Source organism: Halomonas stenophila (genome assembly GCF_014192275.1).
Classification (GTDB): Bacteria; Pseudomonadota; Gammaproteobacteria; order Pseudomonadales; family Halomonadaceae; genus Halomonas; species Halomonas stenophila.
The window spans coordinates 59,537-80,056 of the sequence record NZ_JACHXR010000008.1 but is presented as its reverse complement, the minus strand read 5'-3'; the positions used below and the strand labels follow the sequence as shown (position 1 = coordinate 80,056).

Below are 20,520 nucleotides of genomic sequence, written 5' to 3'. Positions count from 1 at the left end.
CGATGCGCATGCGGCGTCAAATGGAGAAGCGACTTCTGCGCACCCTGGAGTCCCGCAGAAGTGATTTTGCGGGAGAGGGCGTCGACCTGGATCTCTGGAGCCGCGAGGCTTTTCTCTGGACATCAGACGCACAGGGGAACCGCTACAACATCACTATCTCGACAGCATTTTCAGACGCAGGGTTCTACATCAGCGTCGAGGGCATCGATCACCCATCAGGCCACCCCGAGATACATCAGCTCCGCGATCCTGAGGAGATCATGTCTTTCCTGCATTATCGAATCGATCAGATACACGGCAAGGATCCAGCGGAGAAAGTCATTTTGCCTCGTGTCGAGGTATGGGCGGGATCTAGAGAAGAAGCGCTGCGCTGGTATAGGGAGACGCTAATCCCCGCACTGGGAGACCTCACGGCCCAGCAATTGGTCGCCCGGGGGAGGATGGCTGACGTGCTGAGCTATATTGAGCACATCGACCAGGGCGGCTATGCCTGAGGACTACTCGGTGCGACCCTGGATGGTGCCGATATTGCGCTCGACCGTACAGACCATGTGCGATGGACAAACGCATTTTGTAGACGTGTTGAGTGCCTAGTTGTCGATAGGTGACCGGCTTTTCCATGGCCAGTGCGGTGGCCAGGAGGATGACATCATGATCGATGATCTGGATGAAGCTTTTTTCTTAATGATCGAGAAGCAGGCTAAGCAGGGTTATCAATCATCAGGCCCGGTAAAATGAGAGTTCGGGCCCAATTGGCCCTCCACATTGCGCAGTATATGTAAGGATTGTCCCAGCGTGCGCATGTTGTAGGCTTCTCTCAGCGTGGCATTGACTTCCTCGCCATCTCCTGACAGGCAGTAAAGTGAGTTTCCCGTCTGAACCAAGCCAGTCTCCTCATCAATATTAATGATCAGACTAGTAAATACATAGTCGCCGGGAGCAAAACGCCCTTTATAATCCGAAACCACTTCGTCGCTGAACAAAAATTTCATTGGGATATCGGCGTCTATCACGTTAACGATTTCCCATGCACGCACAACTGAAGCCTTTTGTTTAATGCGATTATGATCCCACGTTTCCTTGGCCTGGATGATGCGGAAGCGGCAAAGCTTCTGGATGAGTAGTTCCAGATCCTCAGCAGCGGTATACTCATCCTGATAGCGCTCACGCAAGAACTCTTCTTCTTTTTGTCTGTCTTCTGGGGTTAGTATCACTGCTTTCCTCCTCTAAGACTATCTATTATAGTAAGATCACTTTTGAAGAAGCGCAACCCTCGCTGTCCACTAATGGACAGGCAGGGAGCTAGGCTAAGTGGTGACTGATTAAGAATCATACCTCATCTTTGAATGGTAATAATCTAACCTTCTCCTCCCCCAGTTGATAACATCATTCATTTCCGGTTTGTCAGGAGCAAGAATTTCATTCCAATATCGTTGAGCAGCCTGGGAATGGGATAACATATTAAGAGAGTTGTTAATCCCAACGCATCTCTTTTTCAGAAGATCCCCCATTTTTGCTGCGGGTACGATGTCAGGGCGCAGGGTATCTATGGCCCACCAGTCAAATAAGTCACTTGGCGTCATAGCCGCCCCACGATAAAATAACTTTTTGGATAGAACTTCAGCTATAGGCTCTAAGGCAAGAGAGGTATGGATTGATTTCTCGGTAGGCAGGCTGAGTAGCGACCAACGCACTATAAAATAAATGTCTCCGGCATGGAAATTTAACTTAATGCGATCTGTATTTTCTTCATAGTCATCAACCATTTTATCAACGTTATCATTTTTTCTTGGGGAGATAGTACTTATCAGTTGGGCGTTGTTTATGAACAGATCAAGACCATGGCTAATCCTGTGGTCTAGATCCAGCGTTAATCGTATCCCACCACCGAGCCTTGGTTTGAATACACCACCCGTTTTTGTCTCAATGTCATCGATAATGTCTTTTGCTAATGATTCAAGGACACGCCATGACCCGTTTTTCTTGTTATTCCGTATGTCTTTTTTGGTGACCATGGTGCATCCTTCTCTTTGTCTGTACCCCAGCTTTTCAGCCAAGCATGGACCTCACTAGTATCAACCACTTTCCCTTGGGCAGCCGACTCCATGGCGTCTAGGGTCTGCTGTCAGCGTTCTTGGCCGCGTTCCTGCTTTTCGATGTGCTCAGTTCTGATTTTCATGACTGTTCTCGCCTCTACGCGGGATATCCTGCATGTCTGGTGCCTTGCCACCCAAGGCGACAAGCCGTCGCGCCGCCTGGACTCGTACATATGTCTTTAACGCTTCACGAAAAAGATCAGACGGCTTTTCCACTCCTGGATCTGATAGTTCCATGGCCTGCTTATACAGAGCTTCATCGATAGTGACGGTGGTTCTCACTACTTTTTGGTTATATTCCAAGATTAGACGGTTCGTTTTCTCCGCTACGGTCTTGTGCTTCGGTTTGAGGCAGGACGCACAAACACGGTTTTGGAATCTGTGTCGTTCCTGATACTGGCTGCGCGTACCAAAGTGAAAGGGCTGTTTGCACTCCGAGCAGAGAATTTCATCCAGCCACACTAAGGCATGTTGCTCAACGAATTTAGTAACTACCTGGGGCTGCATCCCATAGCAGTTCGCGATTTCTTTGATTTTGAGCGCAAAATTGCCTTGCTCGTCCTGTAGCCAGTAATCCTCGCAGATGCGGGCGGCTTGCTCGTCATCGGTCAGCATCTCTATCTGCAACGGCATGCAGGCTGCTCCAAATGGGAATTATAGTCCGTGGCATTGTATCCAGTGTGTCGAGATAGTTCCACCCTTTGGATGGGTGGTGCAGATGCGGGACGAGAGACTGGTTGCGTTCGGCCATAGGGTTAGAAAAATGCGTAAAAACAAGGGGTTATCACAGGAAGGAATGGCTGCACTGGCTGGGATAGATCGGAGCTATATGGGGCACATCGAACGCGGGGAAAAAAATATCACGTTGACTAAAATCTACCAGATCAGCGAAGCCCTCGGCGTCGAGGTCGCTGACCTGTTCCCGCGTACTGCAACCGCCAGTACCTCATCTCCGAGTTGACGAACACACGTGGGCCAGAGCTTGCTGCGCCATAGACAGGGTCAGAAGCTGCTCTGCAAGGCGATGGGGTGACGCAGATGAACCCAAATGCTGCTTCTTGAGGATCAAGGGCGCTTCCAGGCCCAAGCCGATTGTCAGGTTCTGGCTCCCGTCCTTGCTATGCCCCTTGTTGCACCGGAAGCACCACCATGGCTCAACGCCTGAGGATGAATTCCACACTCAGCGGCGAAGAGACGTAAAGTGTGAAGCATGTGCGCTTTAATTGTAGCAGCAGGCCACCTTAGTACTCCGTATGCCACTGTGATCACTCCTGAACAGCTGGCTTATTTTCTGCGTTAGGAAACTGTCAGGCTAAATACAATCACGGAAACAGAAGCAGCGATATTAAGCAGTCTTTTCATTGAAAATACACCTAACTTGATACTGAAGTGCATGAGAGACCCAAGCCATGACAAGACCGCCATCGAGTCCTTCAGCGCCTACCTGGCGAAGCATGGCGGTGACCCGGTCAACTTGGCCGAGGTGGTCTGCGACAAATTTCAGGCGTTCCTGAGCGGCATAGCCGAGATCCTTCCCAACGCCGAGGTGACGGTCGACTGGTTCCCCATCGTGCAGACCTTCACCAAGTCGCCGGACGAGGTCCACAAAAAGGAGCACCGTGAGAAGTGGCACCTCAGGCTTTGTGGTAGGCGGTGTTGAAGAGCCTGGATAACGGCAACTTGATGGCCCATAAGGTTACCGCCTACAGGGACTGGTGAGTGACCGAAGCGACACGGCGGATGCCTGGGTGATCAAGGAAAAGTTGCGCTAGATTCAGCAGGCGCCGACCCCGCGTGCCGCCCGGTGGCGCATCACGAACTACCTCCAGGTCATGCGGGAGGCGGTAACTGGCCAGGCACTTCTCAAGCCGATGACCCTGACGACGATGGAAAGGCATGCCGAGCAGGTGGTGGCGCTGGGTCCCAGGGCAGACCAACGCACGCCTGGAGGGCATGAACGGACTGTTCCAGGCAGCCCAGTCACACGCACGCGGCTACCGGAACGAGGCCAACTTTGTCCCGATTTTACCTGATGGGCAGTCCCGTGGGCCGCCAGCTCGATCAGGCCAGATCCACATGATGTGACGAAGAACCTTTTTTAGCCGTTCAGCCTGGTAAGACTGGTGCTTGCAGGGCGATGCAGGGGCATGTCGCCCTGAGTCTAGCTTGGCAGCCGGACGGCCCGGCTGCCGAGGAAAGAAGTCCACTTGAGGGAGCCATCTAATGGCCGTGGAGAATTTGATATGACTAGGCTGAACGGTTAAGTCAACAAGAATCGAGATTTAGTAAGTTTCTAGCTTTCCTCAATGAGGCAGTTATGCACGTTGTTTGTTATTTTCTCAAGCTCCTCCAAGGAGCTTTCAACATACAGATGAGCATCCTGTGAAGCAGGCAGGGGGGCTTCATTGTCACTCCAAGTGCCTTTGATCTTTATGCTGTTGTAGTAGTATTCTAAACTGTTGTCATCTTTCGAGACTGTGAATGAAAATCTCATGTCGTAATTAAGTGGCGTTCCCATTGTCATAGGGACGACAAATGAAACCTGCTCTCTTCCTTGAGCAGTGATTCTTGTGTTTGAAGGGTTCATGACTGGTGTTCCGTTGATATTGGGAACGTTTTGTGAAAAGCAAAATTTAAGTGCCTGAGTCGAAGGGGTTACATTGCTCCTCACCATTGTCACCGATTCAACAGCATATCCGCCGTGTTCATTTTGGGATATTCTAACCCCTTCTGGGACAGGAGATAAGGGCTGAACCTGCATGCCCGCACACCCACTAATTCCAAAAACAATAATAGGCACATAAAGTACTGGTGTAGGCAACATTTTATCCATAAGTCCTTTTAAGCTAATAAGCTAATGCCGAAAAATGCTTATGCTAACACACATTGTTATGAAGTGTACCCCGAAATTCGGACCAGGCGCTTAGCTCTGATCATTCAGACACGAGATTTCGAACATGAGCAGAAACGTAGGCAATACGGAGCTGACTTTCAGGCCAAGGTGGCCCTCGACGCCCTCAAGGGTGACGAGACCTCGGCGGAGATCGCTGTCAGTTCCGTGAAATCGTCAAGCTGACGATGGAGCGCTTTTTATAATGCAGGTTCGGTTGTTCAGCCGGGCTCAGCGCCTGGCACTGGCCGAGCCGCAGTCGCCCGGCATCAGCCTACTACGCCTGTGCCAGCTACTCGGTATCAGTCTTTACTCGATGGACTAGCAGCGGAAGGCGCTGCGGGCCTACGACCTGGAGCTGATGCGCCTGATCGACGAGAATCACCTGTGGACGCCGGTCTATGGCTCACAGCGGATAACGGTCCATCTCAACCGTTTGGGACATGCGGTCAACCGCAAGCGAGTCTAGCGACTGATAATCCAGATGGACCTACGGGCGCGGTATCCGGAGCCATGTACCAGTCTGCTGGGCGAGGGCCATCGGATCTATCCTTACCTGCTGCGGGGGCGTGTCATCGATCGACCCAATCAGTTGTGGGCCACCTATGTGACCTACATACCCATGGCATGCGGGTTCATGTGCCTGGTGGCCATTCTTGACTGGCGCTGCCCCCCATGCGCTGGCCTAGATTCGGGCTTCTATATCTTCAACTCGGATCAAGGCTGCCAGTTCACCAGCCGGGCCTTCACCGAAGTGCTCGAGGCCCATGATGTCCGTATCAGCATGGACGGCAAGGGCTGTTATCGGGACAACATCTTCGTGGAATGGCTCTGTCACAGCATGAATTACGTGGGCTTCGATCTGAATGCCTTCGAAAACGGCTCTCACATGCGTGAGGACCTGAAGGGGTACTTCACATGGTTCAATAAGGATCGGCCACATTAAGGCCTGGACGATGCAACACGCGAGGAGGTCTACTCTGATCAACCACTGATATAGGCGGTCTGAATTCTGAGGACAACCCGGTCAGAGCTTGGCTCGCCTGTCAGGTGGTGCAGTGAATGGGCCACTTCGCTGAGTATCCAGATAGACGAAATCAAACTACTGGATTTCCCAAGGCTGTAGTGCCTCGAATGTCGTCTCAAGGCAAAGATTGTCATCGATGGTATTTCCAAAGTGCCTTACCCATCTTATCATTTTGAGTGTGTCTTGTGCGTATCTTCTTCCTATATGGTTGTTCCTGTTTGCAAGTTTGGAGATAATGCTTTCAGGCTCATTGGCTGGGGTTAGATAATCTAGATCAAACCCTAGTTCAAAACCTTTTCCGGCTAAGCCTATTGATTCATGCTTTGTTTGTGCTGTTAATGTTGATGGGTCAAAGAGATCGATCTTTAAGCTTATGTTATTCAGTGCTCCATCAGGGAGCGTCACATGGGCAAACAAATAACGGTGTGTGGTAACGCCATCACAAAAAGTTAATAGCACCCATTTTTTTACGTTCTGGATATTCATTAAGGCTTCTCCGATTCTTGGTGCCATAATTATGGTTGTAGTTGTTCAAATGTCAACCTAGATGACGGATAATTTCTTCCTTTGTCTGTGGTTATATTATTTTGAAAATTAATTTGTCATCCATTTTAAGAGATAGGGCTTCTGTCTTCTGTACCTATTTCGGTATACCTAAATGAGTGCGGTCTTTTCCGCATCGCTTTTGTACTGATAAGTTGGCTTTTTATACCCAAAGAGGTACAATAAATAAAAATACAACCAAAACGGTACAAGGAGGTGTGTCACTCATGTCCCCACAGATTTTTGTCCGAGGATATCTTCGAGCTTCTACAGATGACCAAGATGCGAATCGCGCTCGACAAGTGCTCAAGCGATTTGCCGACGAGCATGGTGCCAGAGTCGCTGCTTGGTACACTGAAAATGCAAGTGGTGCTCAAGCGGATCGTTCTGAACTACTCAGGCTACTAGCAGACTCAGGTCCAGGAGATGTGCTGCTAATAGAGCAGGTGGATCGATTGACCCGGTTGGCTCGCGCTGATTGGGAGTCGCTCAAAGTGGCTATCCAGAAGGCTGGTGTCCGCATTGTAGCCTTGGACTTACCAACGAGCCATGCAGCGATGCGGGCCACAGATGGTGAATCATTCACTGCTAGAATGCTTGATGCTGTGAATGATATGTTGCTAGATATGCTGGCGGCGGTGGCTAGGAAAGATTATGAAGATCGTAGGAGGAGGCAAGCAGAGGGCATTGAGAATGCCAAGGCTCGTGGGGTTTACAAGGGAAGGCCTGCTAATAACACACTGCATATGAAAGTGGAAGAGATTCGAGCTAAAGGGTTTAGCATACGCAAGACGGCTGAGCTGGCTGGGTGTTCTCCTAGTACTGTACAAAGAGTGTTGGCTTCAACTGAAAACAGTTAGTTGTTTCTAGACTGAATCTTGTTAGTGTGTTTCCAGTTTTCCCATTTGAGGCTATTTCTCTAGCTGACATGACGCACACCTTGGATGTTGTTTAATACGTGAAGTCTTCCACGATGGTGTGCACAAGCTGGCATCTTCAGCGCGGAAGGAAATTGCACTATAATCCCAAGCATAGTCTGGATAGCCGTTATTGCTGCCGCGACACAAAGTAGCAACGGCTAGCCTGGTCGCCATCATGGAAATAGACATCAAGTCAAAGGATGTGCCTGTAAAGGTTGGATCGAGGCATCCATGAGGTTGCACGGCCTCATCATCCACCCTGTCACTAGGTGTCGGGATACTTCCATCATTCTCATAATGTAGTAAGCAGCTCCAGCAGCCCGTCTCTCCAGGTGTCAGTCTGGCAACTCTTCCTCCCCATGCTCCATGCGTAGAAGATACGATGATGTGAGGAATTCTATAATCTCTTGATAAGCTCGACAGATAGTGGTGAACGCCCGTAGATGCACTTGAGTCAATGATCAAATCACTGTCTGATATAGCTCTGTGTAGAATTTCATCATGGGAAGCTTTTTGTCCATTTTTAGCAGCTAAGTAGCCTGTGCTCCCAATGCGAATGGGAATGTGCTCACCTACTTGTGTGTAGGGGTGATTGATTTTTATCGACTGAGCTATATGTAAGCTCTTGTGATGTCCCGCTGCACCGAAGCCACTTGCCCATCGGACGCTATTCCCTGGTTCTACAATGTCACTATCAACGAGGTGGATTTTGCCGACACCTGCTTTTGCCAACTCAATGGCTATAGGCGATCCGATGCTACCTAGCCCAATACAAGTGACAGTGGCGGCCTCTAGCGGACGTGCTTCGGGAATTCTCTTGAAAACCTCCTGTCGGCTTTCTGTATGTGATCTTATAAGCTGTGCATCAGTTCTTGCAGTGCCTTTCACGCTCCGCCTGGCTACGACAATCCAAGTGGGGATGCTCTTTTCATGCTCTAGCTCATCATGATACGCGAATGCGTAAATATCTAACCTATACTCTAATGGGTGCTTTTGACCTTTTCTATACTCTTTGAATTTGTGCATGTTTCTTGGGAGTGGGTGGCCCAAGTCTTTTTCGGCTTCTTTGATAATTGTCTTTGCATCTAATGAAGAAGGGGGTGAGCTTAGATATGCCCAATATCCAGTAACTTTCGTATTGCAGTATATTCCAGTGTTCTGTTGGACAACTGCGCTGATTCCAATTTTGCGGTTTGTGGTTTCATCGTTTGCGCTACATGCGATGCCCCTCAATGGATGCATATTGGACAACCTGAGGTCAAGGGTGCCTTTGCCTCGAGATATGTTTTCAGGGAGTTCGGGAAGCAATAGGTGGCTGTTAATTTCGTAGTTCATGTAGGCCCCGATAGGGATGCCAGTCTGCTCCTCTCTGTGTTTTGCCTTAGGGTCACCTTCATTGATTCGTAATATATCAGGGAGCTGCCTTGAGATTACCTCTGCAATTGTATCGTTGGTATCCCAAGTATCTTGTTCTTGAGCTAGCAGGCAGAGACCACCTTCACGAGGTTCTTGGTGTCTTAGGTTGCACTTTGGTGCTGTAACCTTTGGTGGAAAGTACGGGTAATTATCGGGGAAGCAGATAGTCAGAGGGATTTCTTCTTTTTCCCACTGAAAAGTGGCTTGAATGATCAAGAGGCCTTTCTCCTTGGCCTCTGAATCGATCTCATACGGGATCCCACATTCAACAAAGGCCTGAGCTTCGGCTTCCAACCGTCCAGGCCATTTTTCCCACCAGTGCATCAGCCAACCTCACGATGCCCAGGCGAACCAGGTGCCGGAGGAGGGCCGGGAACATGGTCGGGACGTCCAGGCGTCTCGCTGGGTGGACCTTTGGGGACATCAGGACGCGGGCTGTTTGCTGATCCGGAATGCTGGCTACTACTCATCAAGTTTACCTCATCATGGACTTCCTAATGAGTCTAGCTTGCCATTCTTAAATGTCAATATGTAGTGTTTTTTCTGGCCTTCGGCACTACATGATGTGTTAGGTATCCGATTGAACCTGTTGGTATATCCAGTTATTTCAGTGTGTTACGCACTCTCTTTACTTTCTTGCATCTAGGATTCCGCGTAATGAGAAGTGTTAGTGTCTACAAAATATCAGCTACTGCTCATGTCTGGGTTATCTGTCAACTTTCCTGGTAGATCTACATTGACCCCGCCCATGGGGTGTTACCAACACCACTTCCGGTGGGTAGTTGCTTGGGCCTGTATTCTTTTTTCTGCGATCCAGTGGTAAGCCACCATGCATGATCATAGGCACGTCTAGGGCTGAAGGTTGGGGTGCTCAATCTTATTAATCGATGTTGCATGCATCTGGTCTGGCGGCGATGGGAGCCATAGTGACCGGCACGTGTGCTCTGCGATGTGAATGATATACTCGTCGACGCTTGTACGAAGGACCTCAAGTGGCTCAGGAGGCGGCGGGCAGTAGGCATAGAACAAGGCAATGCAGTGGGCTATTACCCCCCTGCCCTGATGATCATGCTTTTCATGTCAAGGTCAGGTTGTAATCCTTGCGGTGTACACCGCCTCTGGGCTGGGTTATCCTGTTGATATATAAGGATTAAATTCCCGCTGTGAGAAAGTGTTCAAAATGGTCCCAAGAACATGGTTTTGATTGATTTTTGCACACTTTCTGTTGGTTATTGACTAGTGAGGTGCTTTATGTCATTGTTGTTATTAGGGAAACAGTGGCGAGCCTTTTGTACAGATCCAGATAAGTTGACGTTCCCATTTTGATCGAGCCTGTCCTCGGCTAGCCGTTAGGAGTCGCCGTGAAGCTGTTGATCCTGGATGCCGGGCATTGCCTGAGCCTGGCGCTGGCCCGAGAGGCCAATCGCCGCAGTGACGTGGAGCTGATCATCGAGCCCCGGCTGGCGCTGACCCCGGAGCGCCTCGACGAGGTGCGTCCGGATGCCCTGGTGATCCCGCCGCTGTCGCGCCCGCTGACCGCCGACCCGGCGTCCGTGACGGCCCATGCCGAGGCCGTCATGGCCTGCATGGCGGCCTGCCGGTCGCGGGACGTCCCGCTGACCTGGTGCGTCTCGGACCAGCTCTACGAGGATGGCTTCGAGAGCCCCATCGACGAGCACGTGATTCCCGAGCCTCGGGACGAGGGGCTGCGGCGGCTGGTGGCCGCCGGCGACCGGATCCGGGCCGAGCTGCCTCGTCATCTCATCGTGCGCCTGGGGCCGCTGTTCGCCCTCGAGGGCGGCCATGCCTGGCTGGGCGAGCTGCTCGACACCCTGGTGGCGGGCGACGACCTGCGGGCGGAATCCGACGTGATCTTCTGCCCGACCTCCGCCGATGCGGTGGCCATGGCGCTGATCGGCATGCTGCAGCAGCAGCACTGCGGTGCCGAGGCCTGGGGCAGCTATCACCTGGCCGGTACCGAGCCGGTCAGTGCCTATACCTTCGTGTCCATGGTGCGCACCCAACTGGCCACGCGGCTCGAGGGCCGCGGCGAGACGGTCGCCCTGGGCGGGGTCAAGGCGCTCAGCCACCACCATGACCAGCCGTTGCGCCGGGTGCTCAACTGCCGGCGGGTGCTGAACGTCTTCGGGGTGCACCAGAAGCCCTGGCGGCTCGAGGTCGGCCGCATGCTGGATGCCTGGTGCCTGGCCCGGGACGACGACCCCGCGGCGAGCAAGGAGGTGGACCAGGCATGAACCCGATCCGCAGCGTCATCTTCTATATCGGCTACGTCCTGGCCATGCTGGTGTGCGGCCTGCTGTTCCTGCCGCCGTCGCCCTTCCTGCCGCTGAAGTCCCGCTACCGGCTGCTCAACCTGTACAACCACTTCATCATCGCCTGGTTCGGCCTGGTGTGTGGCGTGCGCTACGACATCCGCGGTCGCGAGCGGCTCCCCGAGGGGCCCTGCGTGATCCTGTCGAACCACCAGTGCGAGTGGGAGACCGTCTACCTGCAACTGCTCAAGCCGCCGGTGTGCACGGTGCTCAAGAAGGAGCTGCTCAACATCCCGATCTTCGGCTGGGGGCTGCGCCTGCTGCACCCCATCGCCCTCGACCGCTCCCGGCCGGCCCGGGCGATGAAGCAGGTGCTGACCCAGGGCAAGCGCCGGCTGGAGGAGGGCCTCTCGGTGCTGATCTTCCCCGAGGGCACGCGCGTGGCGCCGGGCGCGCGGCGTCGCTACAACAAGAGCGGCGCGGTGATCGCCTGCCGGGCCGGCATGCCGGTGGTGCCGGTGGCCCACAATGCCGGTGAGCGCTGGCCCGGGCGTCATTGGGTCAAGCATCCCGGGCGGTTGACGCTGGTGGTCGGCGAGCCCATCGAGACGGTCGGCCGCAGTGCCGAGGAGGTGCTGGCCGAGACCGAGGCCTGGATCGAGGCCCGGCTCGACGAGATCTCCGAGGTCCCGCGGCCTCGCCAGGCGCCCGTCGGCCGCGAGACCGTCAGCGGCTGAGTCGGGGACCGACAGGCCCGAAACGCGAGGAGGCGCCCCCGGGGGCGCCTCCTCGCGTTGCACGGCGATGCATCGTCGTCAGCCGCGGTACTTCTGCAGGACCAGGCAGGCGTTGGTGCCGCCGAAGCCGAAGCTGTTGGACAGCACTCGCTCGACCCGGGCCGCGTCGCGGCGCTCGGTGACGATGTCGAAGCCGTCGGCCTGCTCATCCAGCTGCTCCACGTTGGCCGAGGCGGCGATGAAGTCGTGCTCCATCATCAGCAGCGAGTAGATGGTCTCCTGCACGCCGGTCGCGCCCAGGGAGTGGCCGGTCAGCGACTTGGTCGAGCTCATGGCCGGCGTGGTGTTGCCGAAGACCTCGCGGACCGCCTTCAGCTCGGCCACATCGCCCACCGGGGTGGAGGTGCCATGGGTGTTGATGTAGTCGATGTCGCCGTCGACCGTGGCCAGCGCCTGGCGCATGCAGCGCACCGCCCCCTCGCCGGACGGGGCGACCATGTCGTAGCCGTCGGAGGTGGCGCCATAGCCGACCAGCTCGGCATAGATCCTGGCGCCGCGGGCCTTGGCGTGCTCCAGTTCCTCGAGCACCAGCATGCCCCCGCCGCCGGCGATGACGAAGCCGTCGCGGGCCTGGTCATAGGGGCGTGAGGCCTTCTCGGGGCTCTTGTTGTACTGGGTCGACAGCGCACCCATGGCATCGAACAGGCAGGACAGGGTCCAGTGCTCCTCCTCGCCGCCGCCGGCGAAGACCACGTCCTGCTTGCCCATCTGGATCTGCTCCATGGCGCTGCCGATGCAGTGGGCCGAGGTGGCGCAGGCCGAGGAGATGGAGTAGTTGACGCCCTTGATCCGGAAGGGGGTGGCCAGGCAGGCGGAGACGGTGCTGCCCATGGTGCGGGTGACCCGGTAGGGACCCACGCGGCGCAGGCCCTTCTCGCGCATCACGTCGGCGGCCTCCACCTGGTTGGCGCTGGAGGCGCCGCCGGACCCGGCGATCAGGCCGGTGCGCTCGTTGGACACCTGCTCCGGGGACAGGCCGGCATCCTCGATGGCCTGGGCCATGGAGACATAGGCATAAGCGGCGGCATCGCCCATGAAGCGACGCAGCTTGCGATCGACCAGGGGCTCCAGGTCGATGTCGACCACCCCGGCCACCTGGCTGCGGAAGCCACGCTCGGCGTAGTCTTCCTTGAAGCGAATGCCTGAGCGCCCGTTCCGCAGTGCCTCGAGTACCTGTGTTGCGTCGTTGCCCAGGCAGGACACGATGCCCAGGCCGGTGACTACCACTCGTCGCATGGGAGCCTCCTGTTCAGAAATTCGCGGTGGAGGTGAACAGGCCAACGCGCAGGTCGTTGGCCTGGTAGATCTCGCGGCCATCCACGGAGACCGTGCCGTCGGCCATGCCCAGGATCAGGCGCCGGGTGATGATGCGCTTGATGTTGATACGATAGGTGACCGTCCTGGCCTCGGGCAGGATCTGGCCGGTGAACTTGACCTCCCCGCATCCCAGGGCGCGGCCGCGGCCGGGGTGGCCCAGCCAGCCGAGGTAGAAGCCGACCAGCTGCCACATGGCATCCAGTCCCAGGCAGCCGGGCATCACCGGGTCGCCGGGGAAGTGACAGTCGAAGAACCACAGGTCCGGATGGATGTCGAGCTCGGCGATCAGTTCGCCCTTGCCGTGGTCGCCACCCTCTTCATGGATGTGCGTGATGCGATCGAGCATCAGCATGTTGGGTGCCGGCAGTTGGGCGTTGCCGGGGCCGAACAGCTCGCCACGGCTGCATGCCAGCAGTGCTTCGCGATCAAAGGAGTGTTGCTTGGTCACTGAATCGTTCCGAGTGTCGAGATAATGGTATGCCGGGAAACGGCATGCGACCGCCCTGGCGGCTCTGCCTAGTCTACTGTTCGCGTCCGGCGAATGCACGCCGGCGGCGGATCTCGGAAGCGCCGGCCTCAGCCGGCCCGGCCCGTCAGCGGGGCCGGCCAGGCGGCGGGCCTCGGGTACAGCGTCCAGGTGACGAAGGCATGGTCGCCTTGGCGCAGGCGGTCGTGAAAGTCGCAGCGACACGCTGTCACGTTCTCGTATAGGGCTTGTCAGTAGGCTTCCAGGGCCGTCAGCCCCTCTATCCGGTGCAGCGAGTCGACGAACCTCACGTCCTGAGCACCTATCTTGCATGGATTTTTGTTTGAACCGTACCGGCTTTCTCGGAGACTCGTTGGTTTGAGTCAGGCCGCCTTCTTGGCCTGACCCTGTTGCTCGTAATACAGGGCCTCTCGCTCAGCCGGTGGCATGTTGCCGATCGGCTCCAATAGCCGCCGGTGATTGAACCAGTCGACCCACTCCAGGGTAGCGAACTCAATGGCTTCCAGGTGTCGCCATGGCCCGCGTTGGCGGATTACTTCGGTCTTGAACAACCCGATGACCGTCTCGGCCAGCGCGTTGTCGTACGAATCGCCCACGCTCCCAACCGAGAGCTCGATGCCGGCATCCGCCAAGCGCTCCGTATATCGAATCGAGACATATTGAACGCCCCTATCGCTATGGTGGATCAAGTCGCTGCCAGATCGCTGAGGGCGCTCATGAAGCGCCTGCTCCAGCGCATCCAGCACCATGTCGGTGCGCGGTGTACGGGAGACTCGCCAGCCGATGATCCGTCGGGCAAAGGCGTCGATGACATAGGCGACATAGACGAAGCCCTGCCAGGTCGCGACATAGGTGAAGTCCGACACCCACAGCGCGTTTGGCTGAGTCGGTTGAAACTGCCGCCGCACCAGGTCCGCCGGAGAGGCCTTGTTGGGATCTGGCACAGTCGTACGGACCGGCTTGCCTCTCACCACGCCATGCAGCCCCATTCGACGCATCAGGCGCTCGACGGTGCAGCGAGCGGCGGGGATCGCTTCTCGATGCAATTGGCGCCAGACCTTGCGGATACCGTAAACGCCGAAGTTCTCATCCCAGACGCGCTGGATTTCAGCGCACAGCCAGCGATCGCGCTGGACTCTGGGCGGAGCGCGGTCAGGCTGGGCTTCACGGGCCTTCTGCTCGTAGTACGTCGACGGGGCGATCGGCAGGACACGGCAGATCGGCTCGACCCCGTACGTCTCCCTGTGATCATCGATGAACTCGATCATCACTTGCCGCGGCGGTCGAGCTCCGCCTGGGCAAAATACGCAGACGCCTTACGCAGGATCTCGTTGGCCTGCTTCAACTCCCGGTTCTCGCGCTCCAGCGCCTTGATCCGCTCACGCTCTGACGTCGTGGTGCCTTCACAGCGACCCGCATCACGTTCAGCCTGTCGGACCCAGCTCCGCAGGGTTTCTGGCGTACAGCCAATCTTGGGGGCAATGGCACCGATGGCCGCCCACTGGGAGGGATAGTCGGCCTCGTGATCAAAGACCATGCGGACCGCCCGCTGGCGTACCTCGGGGGAGTATCGTTTCGACGTGCTCATGGCTCCATCCTCTCAAGGTTTGGAGCCTCCGGGAATCCCGGGACGGTTCAGTTTGGTATTTGTATAGCTTTCTGTGAAAGGCGCAGAAGGCCTCCAGGGACGGGGCCCGGCTCATGGGGCGATCCTCGGTGATGGCGTGGGCTCAGCGCTCGGGGGACAGGCCCTTGAAGGCCGCCAGCGCCCGGGCCCGGGCCGCCTTGTGCTCGACGATGGGCGCGGGATAGTCGAGGCGGGGCAGCAGGTCTCGGCCGGGGGCATGGCGGGCCCTGGCCGGCAGCCCGGCCAGCTCGGGTAGCCACTCGGCCAGGAAGCGGCCCTCGGGGTCGAAGCGCTGCGACTGGGTGGTGGGGTTGAAGATCCGGAAGTAGGGGGCGGCGTCGGTGCCGGTGGAGGCCGCCCATTGCCAGCCGCCGTTGTTGGCGGCGAACTCGCCGTCCACCAGGTGGCGCAGGAAGAAGGCCTCGCCGCGCCGCCAGTCGATCAGCAGGTGCTTGGCGAGGAACATGGCGGTGACCATGCGCAGGCGGTTGTGCATCCAGCCGGTGGCCACCAGCTGGCGCATCGCGGCGTCGACGATGGGGTAGCCGGTGCGCCCCTCGCACCAGGCGCGGAAGCCCGGCTCGTCGTCGCGCCACGGCAGCGCTTCGGTGTGGGCCTGGAAGGCGCGATGGCGACAGACCCGCGGAAAGCCCGCCGCCACGTGCTGGTAGAACTCCCGCCAGATCAGCTCGCCGACCCAGGCCGTCAGGCCGGCATCGCCGTCGGCCAGGGCGCCGCCGTTCCCGGCGAGCACCGCCTGCAGGCACTGGCGGTGGGAGAGCATGCCCAGCGCCAGGTAGGGCGACAGCTCGCTGGTGCCGCGAATCGCCGGGTAGTCGCGCTGGTCGGCGTAGTGGCGGCCACGAAAGCGCAGGAAGCGCTCCAGGCGGTCGGCGGCCGGTCCCTCGCCGGCGGGCCACTGGCGGCTGTCCACGGGGGTGTCCTCCAGCGGTGGCAGCTCGGGCAGCGGCTCGGCGCGGATGGTCAGGGGCGCCTGGGGACCGGGGGTGTCGCGCAGGGCCAGGCGCTCGGCGGTGACCTGGCGGTGCCAGGCGCGGGCGAAGGGCGTGAAGACCCCGTAGACGTCGCCCTTGCCGGTGAGCAGCTCGCCGGGGGCGAAGGCCACGGCGTCATGGTGGCCGGTGGCGGCGAGGCCGGCGGCAGTGAAGGCCTCGATCACCCGGGCGTCGCGACGGGCCTCGTCGAGGGGATACTCGCGGTTGAAGTGCAGGGCGTCGGCACCGACCTCTCGGGCCACGGCGAGCAGCGTCTCGGGGACCGTCGCGAAGGTCTCGGCGTCCCGGTGCAGCAGGGGGATATTGAGCTCCGCCAGCGATTCGGACAGTGCCGCGACCCCGCGTCGCCAGAAGTCCAGCTTGTTGGCGCCGTGACCATGGGCGCGCCACTGGGCGGTGCTGCGCAGGAAGACGGCCACCACCGGCCCCCGGCGGGCGGCCGCGGTCAGGGCGGTGTTGTCGTGGATGCGCAGGTCGCTGCGGAACCAGACCAGGCTGGGGGCCATGGGACGCTCCCGTTCAGGCGGCCTGGGTGAGAGCTTGCAGGCGGGTCATGGCCCGGGGCAGGTCGTCGCCGAGGACCTCCACCCCGGTGCCGTCCAGGTCGGCCGCGCGGATCCGCGCGACAGGGCCGCACAGGGTCAGGGGCACATCGAGCTGCTCGGCCAGCCGGGGCAGCTGGCGGCGTACCAGGTCGGCCTTCTCGGCCTTGCCGCTGGCCAGCAGCAGGGCGTCGGCGTGGAAGCGCTCCACGGCCAGCGGCAGCTCCTGCACCGGCAGGGGGGCATCGAGCAGCTGGACCCGGTAGCCCCGGTCGCTGGCGGCGAGGGCGGCGAGCAGCCCCCAGAGGGGGCCGGCGTCGTCGGGCATCGGCACGATCAGCAACTGCGGCCCGGCGGCCAGGGGGTTGGCATGGTAGAGCCGGGTGCCGATGCGGGTGCGCAGGAAGGCCTCCAGGGCGCGGCGCTGCAGGTCGGCGCCGAGCCGGTCATCCCAGCTCTCCTCCAGTTCGCGGATCACCGGCTGCCAGAGCTCGTCGATGCAGGTCGCCACCGGGTAGAGCGACAGCCCCTGGTTGAACAGCGCCTCGAGGCGGGCCAGGTCCAGGGCCTCGGCGGCGGCGATCAGCTGGCGTCGCTGGCTTTCCCAGTCCCCCGCAGCGGGCGGCGGGGCCTCCACGGCATCGGGTTGCTCGAGCAGTTCGCGAACCTGGCTGACCGGCACGCCGCGGTTGAGCCACTGCAGGATCCGCTCGACCCGTTCGATGTCCTCCCGGGCATAGAGGCGGTGCCCCTTGGGCGTGCGTCGCGGGCGAATCAGGCCATAACGGCGCTCCCAGGCGCGCAGGGTCACCGCGTTGACGCCGGTCAGGCGGGAGACTTCGCGAATCGGATAGAGCGGCGTATCGGTCGGGTGGTTCGCCTGATCGCTCATGCGCGCCTTTGCCTCGATGGTGGGGGGCGGTGGCCGGTGGCTGCCGGGGCGGTGATGGGACGATTTTGTACAAAAATGCGGCGATGTACAACGCGCCCGTCAGCTCGCTTCCCCCGCCTGCTCGGCGATCACCGCCGCCAAGGCCTCGACGAAGGCCGGGTGTTCGCCCACCGGCGGCAGCAGCGTCAGGGCCAGGTCCGGATGGGCCTCGCCCAGGGCGGCCACCTGGCCGGGGACATCCTTGCGCAGATGACGGCCGGCGGCGAAGAACAGCGGCAGGATCTCGGCCCGCTCGATGCCGGCGGCCTCCAGCTCCGCCACGGTGGTCCCCAGCGACGGCTCGCAGAGCTCCATGTAGGCCAGGCGCAGCGGGGTAGACAGCCGGTCGGCCAGGGCCGCGGCCAGGTTCTCGAAGGGGGCTCGCCAGTGGGCGTCGCTGGAGCCGTGGGCCAGCAGGATCAGGGCGCTGCGCATGTCAGGCGGTCTCCGTCGGGTGGGGAGTGGGGTGTCGGCGGGTCAGGGCCAGGCCCAGGTGATGGCCGGAGAGCCAGGCATCCTCGACCCGGGCGTCGCGCCAGGCGTCGCCGCACAGGGCCAGGCCGCCCTCGCCGAGGCGGAAGTCGAGGGCGCCGCGTTCGGTCGGCGGCGCCGGCTGGGCGAAGCGCCAGCGGTGGGCACCGCTGTGGCGCGGCATGGGCAGGGTGATGCCTTCGGGCAGGGCCGCCTGCAGGGCATCGAGCAGCCGCGCGGTCACGCTGCCGGCGTCCTCCTCCAGGTGTTGCTCGCTCCAGGCCAGGCGGGCCAGCAGGGTGAGGCTCTCGCCCTGGGTCTCGCGGCCCGGCTTGGTCTGGTTGCGGGTGACCAGCCGCAGCGGGCCCTCGGCCGGCTCCAGCGCCTGCCAGTCGGCCGCGAGCCCCGGCAGCGCCGGCAGGGGGGCATCGAACTGGGCCCATCCGGCCCAGCAGGCCCGCTGGGGAATGCCGCGACAGGCCTCGGCCAGGGCGGCGTCATGGGGGGCGACCAGGGCCTCCGCCTGGGGCGTGGGCAGGGCCAGCGCGACCGCCCGGAAGGGGCCGTGTCGGGTCCCCGCCTCGCTGACCAGGCGCCAGCCATCGGCGGCGTTCTCCAGAGCGACGATCCGGGTCGCGGTGTGCAGGGGCAGGTCGTCGGCCAGATGGCGCAGCAGGGCGCTCATGCGGGGGGCTCCGGTGAAGCGGGGCCGATCGTCGACTCGCCGGGCGGCATCGCCGGCCGCCAGTCGCCAGACGGCCGCCGGCCAGGGCGCCACCACGCCGGCCCGCTGCCAGCCCGCCACCCGCTCGCGGAAGGTCGCGTCGCTCACGCTGAAGTACTGAGCGCCCAGCTCGACCACCGCGCCGGTCAGGTGGCGGCTGGACATCCGGCCGCCCGGGCCGCGGCCCTTGTCGAAGACCGCCACCGGACGACCGGCGTCGGCGAGCGCCCGGGCGCAGGCCAGGCCGGCGATGCCGGCACCGATGACGGCGGTGGAGTCGGGGTGCGGTATCATGGCAGTCTCATGCAGTAATCGGGATTTACCGCTAGACTAGCAGACGTGTACAACAGCTGTATAACACGAAGATGCAGGGGAGGCGTCGAATGCGTGTATTGATCACCGGAGGCAGTGGGTTCGTCGGGCAGGCGCTGTGCCGGCGACTCGAGGAAGCCGGCCACCGCCTGTTGGTGGTGTCCCGCGATCCGGACGGGGTCCGCGATCGCCTGCCGGCAGGCACGGACATCCGCCGCTCGGTGCTCGACTTCGTCGATACGCCCCCCGATGCCCTGGTCAACCTGGCCGGCGAGTCCATCGCCGCCCGGCGCTGGAGCGATGCCCAGAAGGAGCGGCTGATCGATTCGCGGGTCAACATCACCCGCGATCTGGCGATGCTCTGCGAGCAGCTCACGGCCACCCGGGGGCGGGCGCCGTCGGTGATGGTCTCGGCCTCCGCGATGGGCTTCTACGGCGACCAGGGCGAGCGCCTGGTCACCGAGGACACGCCGCCCCACGACGAGTTCGCCCACCGGCTGTGTGCGCGCTGGGAAGAGGTGGCCGGCGAGGTCACGACCTTCGGTACCCGGCTGGCGATACTGCGTCTCGGGCTGGTGCTGGATGCCGGCGGCGGCACCCTGCAGAAGATGCTGCCGCCCTTCAAGCTGGGCCTGGGGGGACGCTTCGGCCACGGTCGCCAGTACATGCCCTGGGTGCATCGCCAGGACCTGGTCAGCATGATCCTCTTCCTGATCGAGCGGGACGACCTGGACGGCCCCTTCAACGGCAGCGCGCCGAATCCGGTGACCAACGCCGAGTTCACCCGCAGCCTGGCTCGCCACCTGCACCGGCCGGCGATGCTGCCGGTGCCGGCCCTGGTACTGGAGAGCGCCTTCGGCGAGATGTCGCGGCTGCTGTTGACCGGGGCGGACATGCGCCCCCGGCGGCTCGAGGAGGCCGGTTTCGTGTTCCGCTTCCCGACCCTGGACGAGGCGCTGGACGATATCCTGGGCTGATGGACCCACATCTTTCCCAGGGGCGCCGGGGACAGGTCGAAGAGGGGGTCCTACGCCATGGATGGCGTCGGAAGCGCCCAGGGAGGGGTTCACAGCGCCCCCTCGCAGACCTGTCGCCGGTTCAGCCCCAAGTGGCGTGCAAAGCGAACTTTAC

At 59.8% G+C, this 20,520-nt stretch carries 23 protein-coding genes and 1 other annotated feature; of the genes, 10 read left to right on the top strand and 13 right to left on the bottom strand.

All coding sequences use genetic code 11. The features are described 5' to 3' along the window. Positions 1 to 20: 20 nt before the first annotated feature. Entirely contained in the window at positions 21 to 494 is a 474-nt protein-coding gene (locus FHR97_RS20155) for a hypothetical protein (RefSeq protein ID WP_221187803.1), read from the top strand. Between the two features lie 219 nt (positions 495 to 713). On the opposite strand, the gene FHR97_RS13830 is transcribed toward FHR97_RS20155, so the two are convergent. From FHR97_RS13830 to FHR97_RS20345, 3 genes are all read right to left on the bottom strand, one after another. After that, complete coding sequence (locus FHR97_RS13830; RefSeq protein WP_183384399.1) at positions 714 to 1,214, bottom strand: DUF6957 family protein; 501 nt, start codon at positions 1,212 to 1,214, stop codon at positions 714 to 716. Positions 1,215 to 1,322: 108 nt separating this feature from the next. After that, positions 1,323 to 2,015 (bottom strand): hypothetical protein, encoded by a 693-nt coding sequence (locus FHR97_RS13825; protein WP_183384398.1) that lies wholly within the window; start codon positions 2,013 to 2,015, stop codon positions 1,323 to 1,325. A gap of 147 nt (positions 2,016 to 2,162) precedes the next feature. Continuing rightward, the gene (locus FHR97_RS20345; RefSeq protein WP_246404013.1) at positions 2,163 to 2,729 is read right to left on the bottom strand and encodes a type II toxin-antitoxin system VapB family antitoxin; all 567 of its coding nucleotides are present in this window, start codon (positions 2,727 to 2,729) and stop codon (positions 2,163 to 2,165) included. Here FHR97_RS20345 and FHR97_RS20730 point away from each other — a divergent pair. From FHR97_RS20730 to FHR97_RS20725, 3 genes are all read left to right on the top strand, one after another. Beyond that, on the top strand, positions 2,680 to 3,057 hold the full coding sequence (locus tag FHR97_RS20730; protein ID WP_425486089.1) for a helix-turn-helix domain-containing protein: 378 nt from the start codon (positions 2,680 to 2,682) through the stop codon (positions 3,055 to 3,057). The genes FHR97_RS20345 and FHR97_RS20730 overlap by 50 nt on opposite strands. Positions 3,058 to 3,489: 432 nt before the next feature. Then, the gene (locus FHR97_RS13810) at positions 3,490 to 3,756 is read left to right on the top strand and encodes a transposase (RefSeq protein WP_183384396.1); all 267 of its coding nucleotides are present in this window, start codon (positions 3,490 to 3,492) and stop codon (positions 3,754 to 3,756) included. Between the two features lie 236 nt (positions 3,757 to 3,992). Continuing rightward, positions 3,993 to 4,181 carry a transposase gene (locus FHR97_RS20725; RefSeq protein ID WP_425486088.1) on the top strand — a complete coding sequence of 63 codons (189 nt, stop codon included), beginning with the start codon at positions 3,993 to 3,995 and terminating at the stop codon, positions 4,179 to 4,181. 208 nt (positions 4,182 to 4,389) lie between these two features. Here the strand turns inward: FHR97_RS20725 and FHR97_RS13800 are convergent, their stop codons facing one another. Next, positions 4,390 to 4,857: a hypothetical protein gene (locus FHR97_RS13800; RefSeq protein ID WP_183384394.1), complete on the bottom strand. Its 468-nt coding sequence runs from the start codon at positions 4,855 to 4,857 to the stop codon at positions 4,390 to 4,392. Positions 4,858 to 5,323: 466 nt separating this feature from the next. Between FHR97_RS13800 and FHR97_RS20720 the strand changes: the two genes are divergently transcribed. Together FHR97_RS20720 and FHR97_RS13790 are read left to right on the top strand one after the other, a co-directional pair. After that, positions 5,324 to 5,455, top strand: a complete 132-nt coding sequence (locus FHR97_RS20720) for an IS3 family transposase (protein WP_425486092.1) — start codon at positions 5,324 to 5,326, stop codon at positions 5,453 to 5,455. 15 nt (positions 5,456 to 5,470) lie between these two features. Further along, positions 5,471 to 5,932 carry a hypothetical protein gene (locus FHR97_RS13790; RefSeq protein ID WP_183384392.1) on the top strand — a complete coding sequence of 154 codons (462 nt, stop codon included), beginning with the start codon at positions 5,471 to 5,473 and terminating at the stop codon, positions 5,930 to 5,932. A 156-nt stretch (positions 5,933 to 6,088) separates the two neighbouring features. Here the strand turns inward: FHR97_RS13790 and FHR97_RS13785 are convergent, their stop codons facing one another. Continuing rightward, a complete protein-coding gene (locus tag FHR97_RS13785) occupies positions 6,089 to 6,499 on the bottom strand; it encodes an arginase family protein (RefSeq protein ID WP_183384391.1) in 411 nt (136 codons plus the stop codon). A gap of 284 nt (positions 6,500 to 6,783) precedes the next feature. Here FHR97_RS13785 and FHR97_RS13780 point away from each other — a divergent pair, with 284 nt between their 5' ends. Beyond that, positions 6,784 to 7,416, top strand: a complete 633-nt coding sequence (locus FHR97_RS13780) for a recombinase family protein (protein WP_221187802.1) — start codon at positions 6,784 to 6,786, stop codon at positions 7,414 to 7,416. Positions 7,417 to 7,467: 51 nt separating this feature from the next. Here the strand turns inward: FHR97_RS13780 and FHR97_RS13775 are convergent, their stop codons facing one another. Further along, positions 7,468 to 9,216: a ThiF family adenylyltransferase gene (locus FHR97_RS13775; RefSeq protein ID WP_183384390.1), complete on the bottom strand. Its 1,749-nt coding sequence runs from the start codon at positions 9,214 to 9,216 to the stop codon at positions 7,468 to 7,470. A gap of 1,037 nt (positions 9,217 to 10,253) precedes the next feature. Between FHR97_RS13775 and FHR97_RS13770 the strand changes: the two genes are divergently transcribed. Together FHR97_RS13770 and FHR97_RS13765 are read left to right on the top strand one after the other, a co-directional pair. Then, positions 10,254 to 11,147 carry a sugar nucleotide-binding protein gene (locus tag FHR97_RS13770; protein WP_183384389.1) on the top strand — a complete coding sequence of 298 codons (894 nt, stop codon included), beginning with the start codon at positions 10,254 to 10,256 and terminating at the stop codon, positions 11,145 to 11,147. After that, on the top strand, positions 11,144 to 11,902 hold the full coding sequence (locus FHR97_RS13765; RefSeq protein ID WP_183384388.1) for a lysophospholipid acyltransferase family protein: 759 nt from the start codon (positions 11,144 to 11,146) through the stop codon (positions 11,900 to 11,902). Before FHR97_RS13770 ends, FHR97_RS13765 begins: the two co-directional genes overlap by 4 nt. 78 nt (positions 11,903 to 11,980) lie before the next feature. Here the strand turns inward: FHR97_RS13765 and fabB are convergent, their stop codons facing one another. The 7 genes from fabB to FHR97_RS13730 form a co-directional block, all read right to left on the bottom strand. Further along, positions 11,981 to 13,198, bottom strand: coding sequence for a beta-ketoacyl-ACP synthase I (gene fabB / locus FHR97_RS13760; protein ID WP_183384387.1), 1,218 nt, complete (start codon positions 13,196 to 13,198; stop codon positions 11,981 to 11,983). A 13-nt stretch (positions 13,199 to 13,211) separates the two neighbouring features. Next, entirely contained in the window at positions 13,212 to 13,727 is a 516-nt protein-coding gene (fabA, locus tag FHR97_RS13755; RefSeq protein ID WP_183384386.1) for a 3-hydroxyacyl-[acyl-carrier-protein] dehydratase FabA, read from the bottom strand. A gap of 401 nt (positions 13,728 to 14,128) precedes the next feature. After that, a protein-coding gene (locus FHR97_RS13750; protein WP_183384385.1) for an IS3 family transposase occupies positions 14,129 to 15,354 on the bottom strand; the annotation gives its coding sequence in 2 pieces (ribosomal slippage) (positions 14,129 to 15,069 and positions 15,069 to 15,354; 1,227 coding nt in all). Continuing rightward, positions 14,960 to 15,076: a sequence feature (AL1L pseudoknot), on the bottom strand. (Overlaps the previous gene by 117 nt.) Positions 15,355 to 15,496: 142 nt before the next feature. Next, positions 15,497 to 16,915 (bottom strand): deoxyribodipyrimidine photo-lyase, encoded by a 1,419-nt coding sequence (gene phrB, locus FHR97_RS13745; RefSeq protein WP_183384384.1) that lies wholly within the window; start codon positions 16,913 to 16,915, stop codon positions 15,497 to 15,499. Positions 16,916 to 16,928: 13 nt separating this feature from the next. Further along, positions 16,929 to 17,843 (bottom strand): MerR family transcriptional regulator, encoded by a 915-nt coding sequence (locus FHR97_RS13740; RefSeq protein WP_183384383.1) that lies wholly within the window; start codon positions 17,841 to 17,843, stop codon positions 16,929 to 16,931. Positions 17,844 to 17,942: 99 nt separating this feature from the next. Next, a complete protein-coding gene (locus FHR97_RS13735; RefSeq protein ID WP_183384382.1) occupies positions 17,943 to 18,317 on the bottom strand; it encodes a sirohydrochlorin chelatase in 375 nt (124 codons plus the stop codon). Between the two features lies 1 nt (position 18,318). Further along, positions 18,319 to 19,371 (bottom strand): NAD(P)/FAD-dependent oxidoreductase, encoded by a 1,053-nt coding sequence (locus FHR97_RS13730; RefSeq protein ID WP_183384381.1) that lies wholly within the window; start codon positions 19,369 to 19,371, stop codon positions 18,319 to 18,321. An 89-nt stretch (positions 19,372 to 19,460) separates the two neighbouring features. On the opposite strand from FHR97_RS13730, the gene FHR97_RS13725 reads away from it, so the two are divergent. After that, complete coding sequence (locus tag FHR97_RS13725) at positions 19,461 to 20,366, top strand: TIGR01777 family oxidoreductase (RefSeq protein WP_183384380.1); 906 nt, start codon at positions 19,461 to 19,463, stop codon at positions 20,364 to 20,366. Positions 20,367 to 20,520: the final 154 nt, after the last annotated feature.

What these genes read in the sequence shown, in the direction of transcription:
- FHR97_RS20155 (WP_221187803.1), top strand. Translation starts at nt 21, where the DNA reads ATGGAGAAGCGACTTCTGCGCACCCTGGAGTCCCGCAGAAGTGATTTT.
- FHR97_RS13825 (WP_183384398.1), bottom strand. Translation starts at nt 2,015, where the DNA reads ATGGTCACCAAAAAAGACATACGGAATAACAAGAAAAACGGGTCATGG.
- FHR97_RS20730 (WP_425486089.1), top strand. Translation starts at nt 2,680, where the DNA reads ATGCGGGCGGCTTGCTCGTCATCGGTCAGCATCTCTATCTGCAACGGC.
- FHR97_RS20345 (WP_246404013.1), bottom strand. Translation starts at nt 2,729, where the DNA reads ATGCCGTTGCAGATAGAGATGCTGACCGATGACGAGCAAGCCGCCCGC.
- FHR97_RS13810 (WP_183384396.1), top strand. Translation starts at nt 3,490, where the DNA reads ATGAGAGACCCAAGCCATGACAAGACCGCCATCGAGTCCTTCAGCGCC.
- FHR97_RS20725 (WP_425486088.1), top strand. Translation starts at nt 3,993, where the DNA reads ATGCCGAGCAGGTGGTGGCGCTGGGTCCCAGGGCAGACCAACGCACGC.
- FHR97_RS13800 (WP_183384394.1), bottom strand. Translation starts at nt 4,857, where the DNA reads ATGCAGGTTCAGCCCTTATCTCCTGTCCCAGAAGGGGTTAGAATATCC.
- FHR97_RS13790 (WP_183384392.1), top strand. Translation starts at nt 5,471, where the DNA reads ATGGACCTACGGGCGCGGTATCCGGAGCCATGTACCAGTCTGCTGGGC.
- FHR97_RS13785 (WP_183384391.1), bottom strand. Translation starts at nt 6,499, where the DNA reads ATGAATATCCAGAACGTAAAAAAATGGGTGCTATTAACTTTTTGTGAT.
- FHR97_RS13780 (WP_221187802.1), top strand. Translation starts at nt 6,784, where the DNA reads ATGTCCCCACAGATTTTTGTCCGAGGATATCTTCGAGCTTCTACAGAT.
- FHR97_RS13775 (WP_183384390.1), bottom strand. Translation starts at nt 9,216, where the DNA reads ATGCACTGGTGGGAAAAATGGCCTGGACGGTTGGAAGCCGAAGCTCAG.
- FHR97_RS13765 (WP_183384388.1), top strand. Translation starts at nt 11,144, where the DNA reads ATGAACCCGATCCGCAGCGTCATCTTCTATATCGGCTACGTCCTGGCC.
- fabB (WP_183384387.1), bottom strand. Translation starts at nt 13,198, where the DNA reads ATGCGACGAGTGGTAGTCACCGGCCTGGGCATCGTGTCCTGCCTGGGC.
- phrB (WP_183384384.1), bottom strand. Translation starts at nt 16,915, where the DNA reads ATGGCCCCCAGCCTGGTCTGGTTCCGCAGCGACCTGCGCATCCACGAC.
- FHR97_RS13740 (WP_183384383.1), bottom strand. Translation starts at nt 17,843, where the DNA reads ATGAGCGATCAGGCGAACCACCCGACCGATACGCCGCTCTATCCGATT.
- FHR97_RS13735 (WP_183384382.1), bottom strand. Translation starts at nt 18,317, where the DNA reads ATGCGCAGCGCCCTGATCCTGCTGGCCCACGGCTCCAGCGACGCCCAC.
- FHR97_RS13730 (WP_183384381.1), bottom strand. Translation starts at nt 19,371, where the DNA reads ATGATACCGCACCCCGACTCCACCGCCGTCATCGGTGCCGGCATCGCC.
- FHR97_RS13725 (WP_183384380.1), top strand. Translation starts at nt 19,461, where the DNA reads ATGCGTGTATTGATCACCGGAGGCAGTGGGTTCGTCGGGCAGGCGCTG.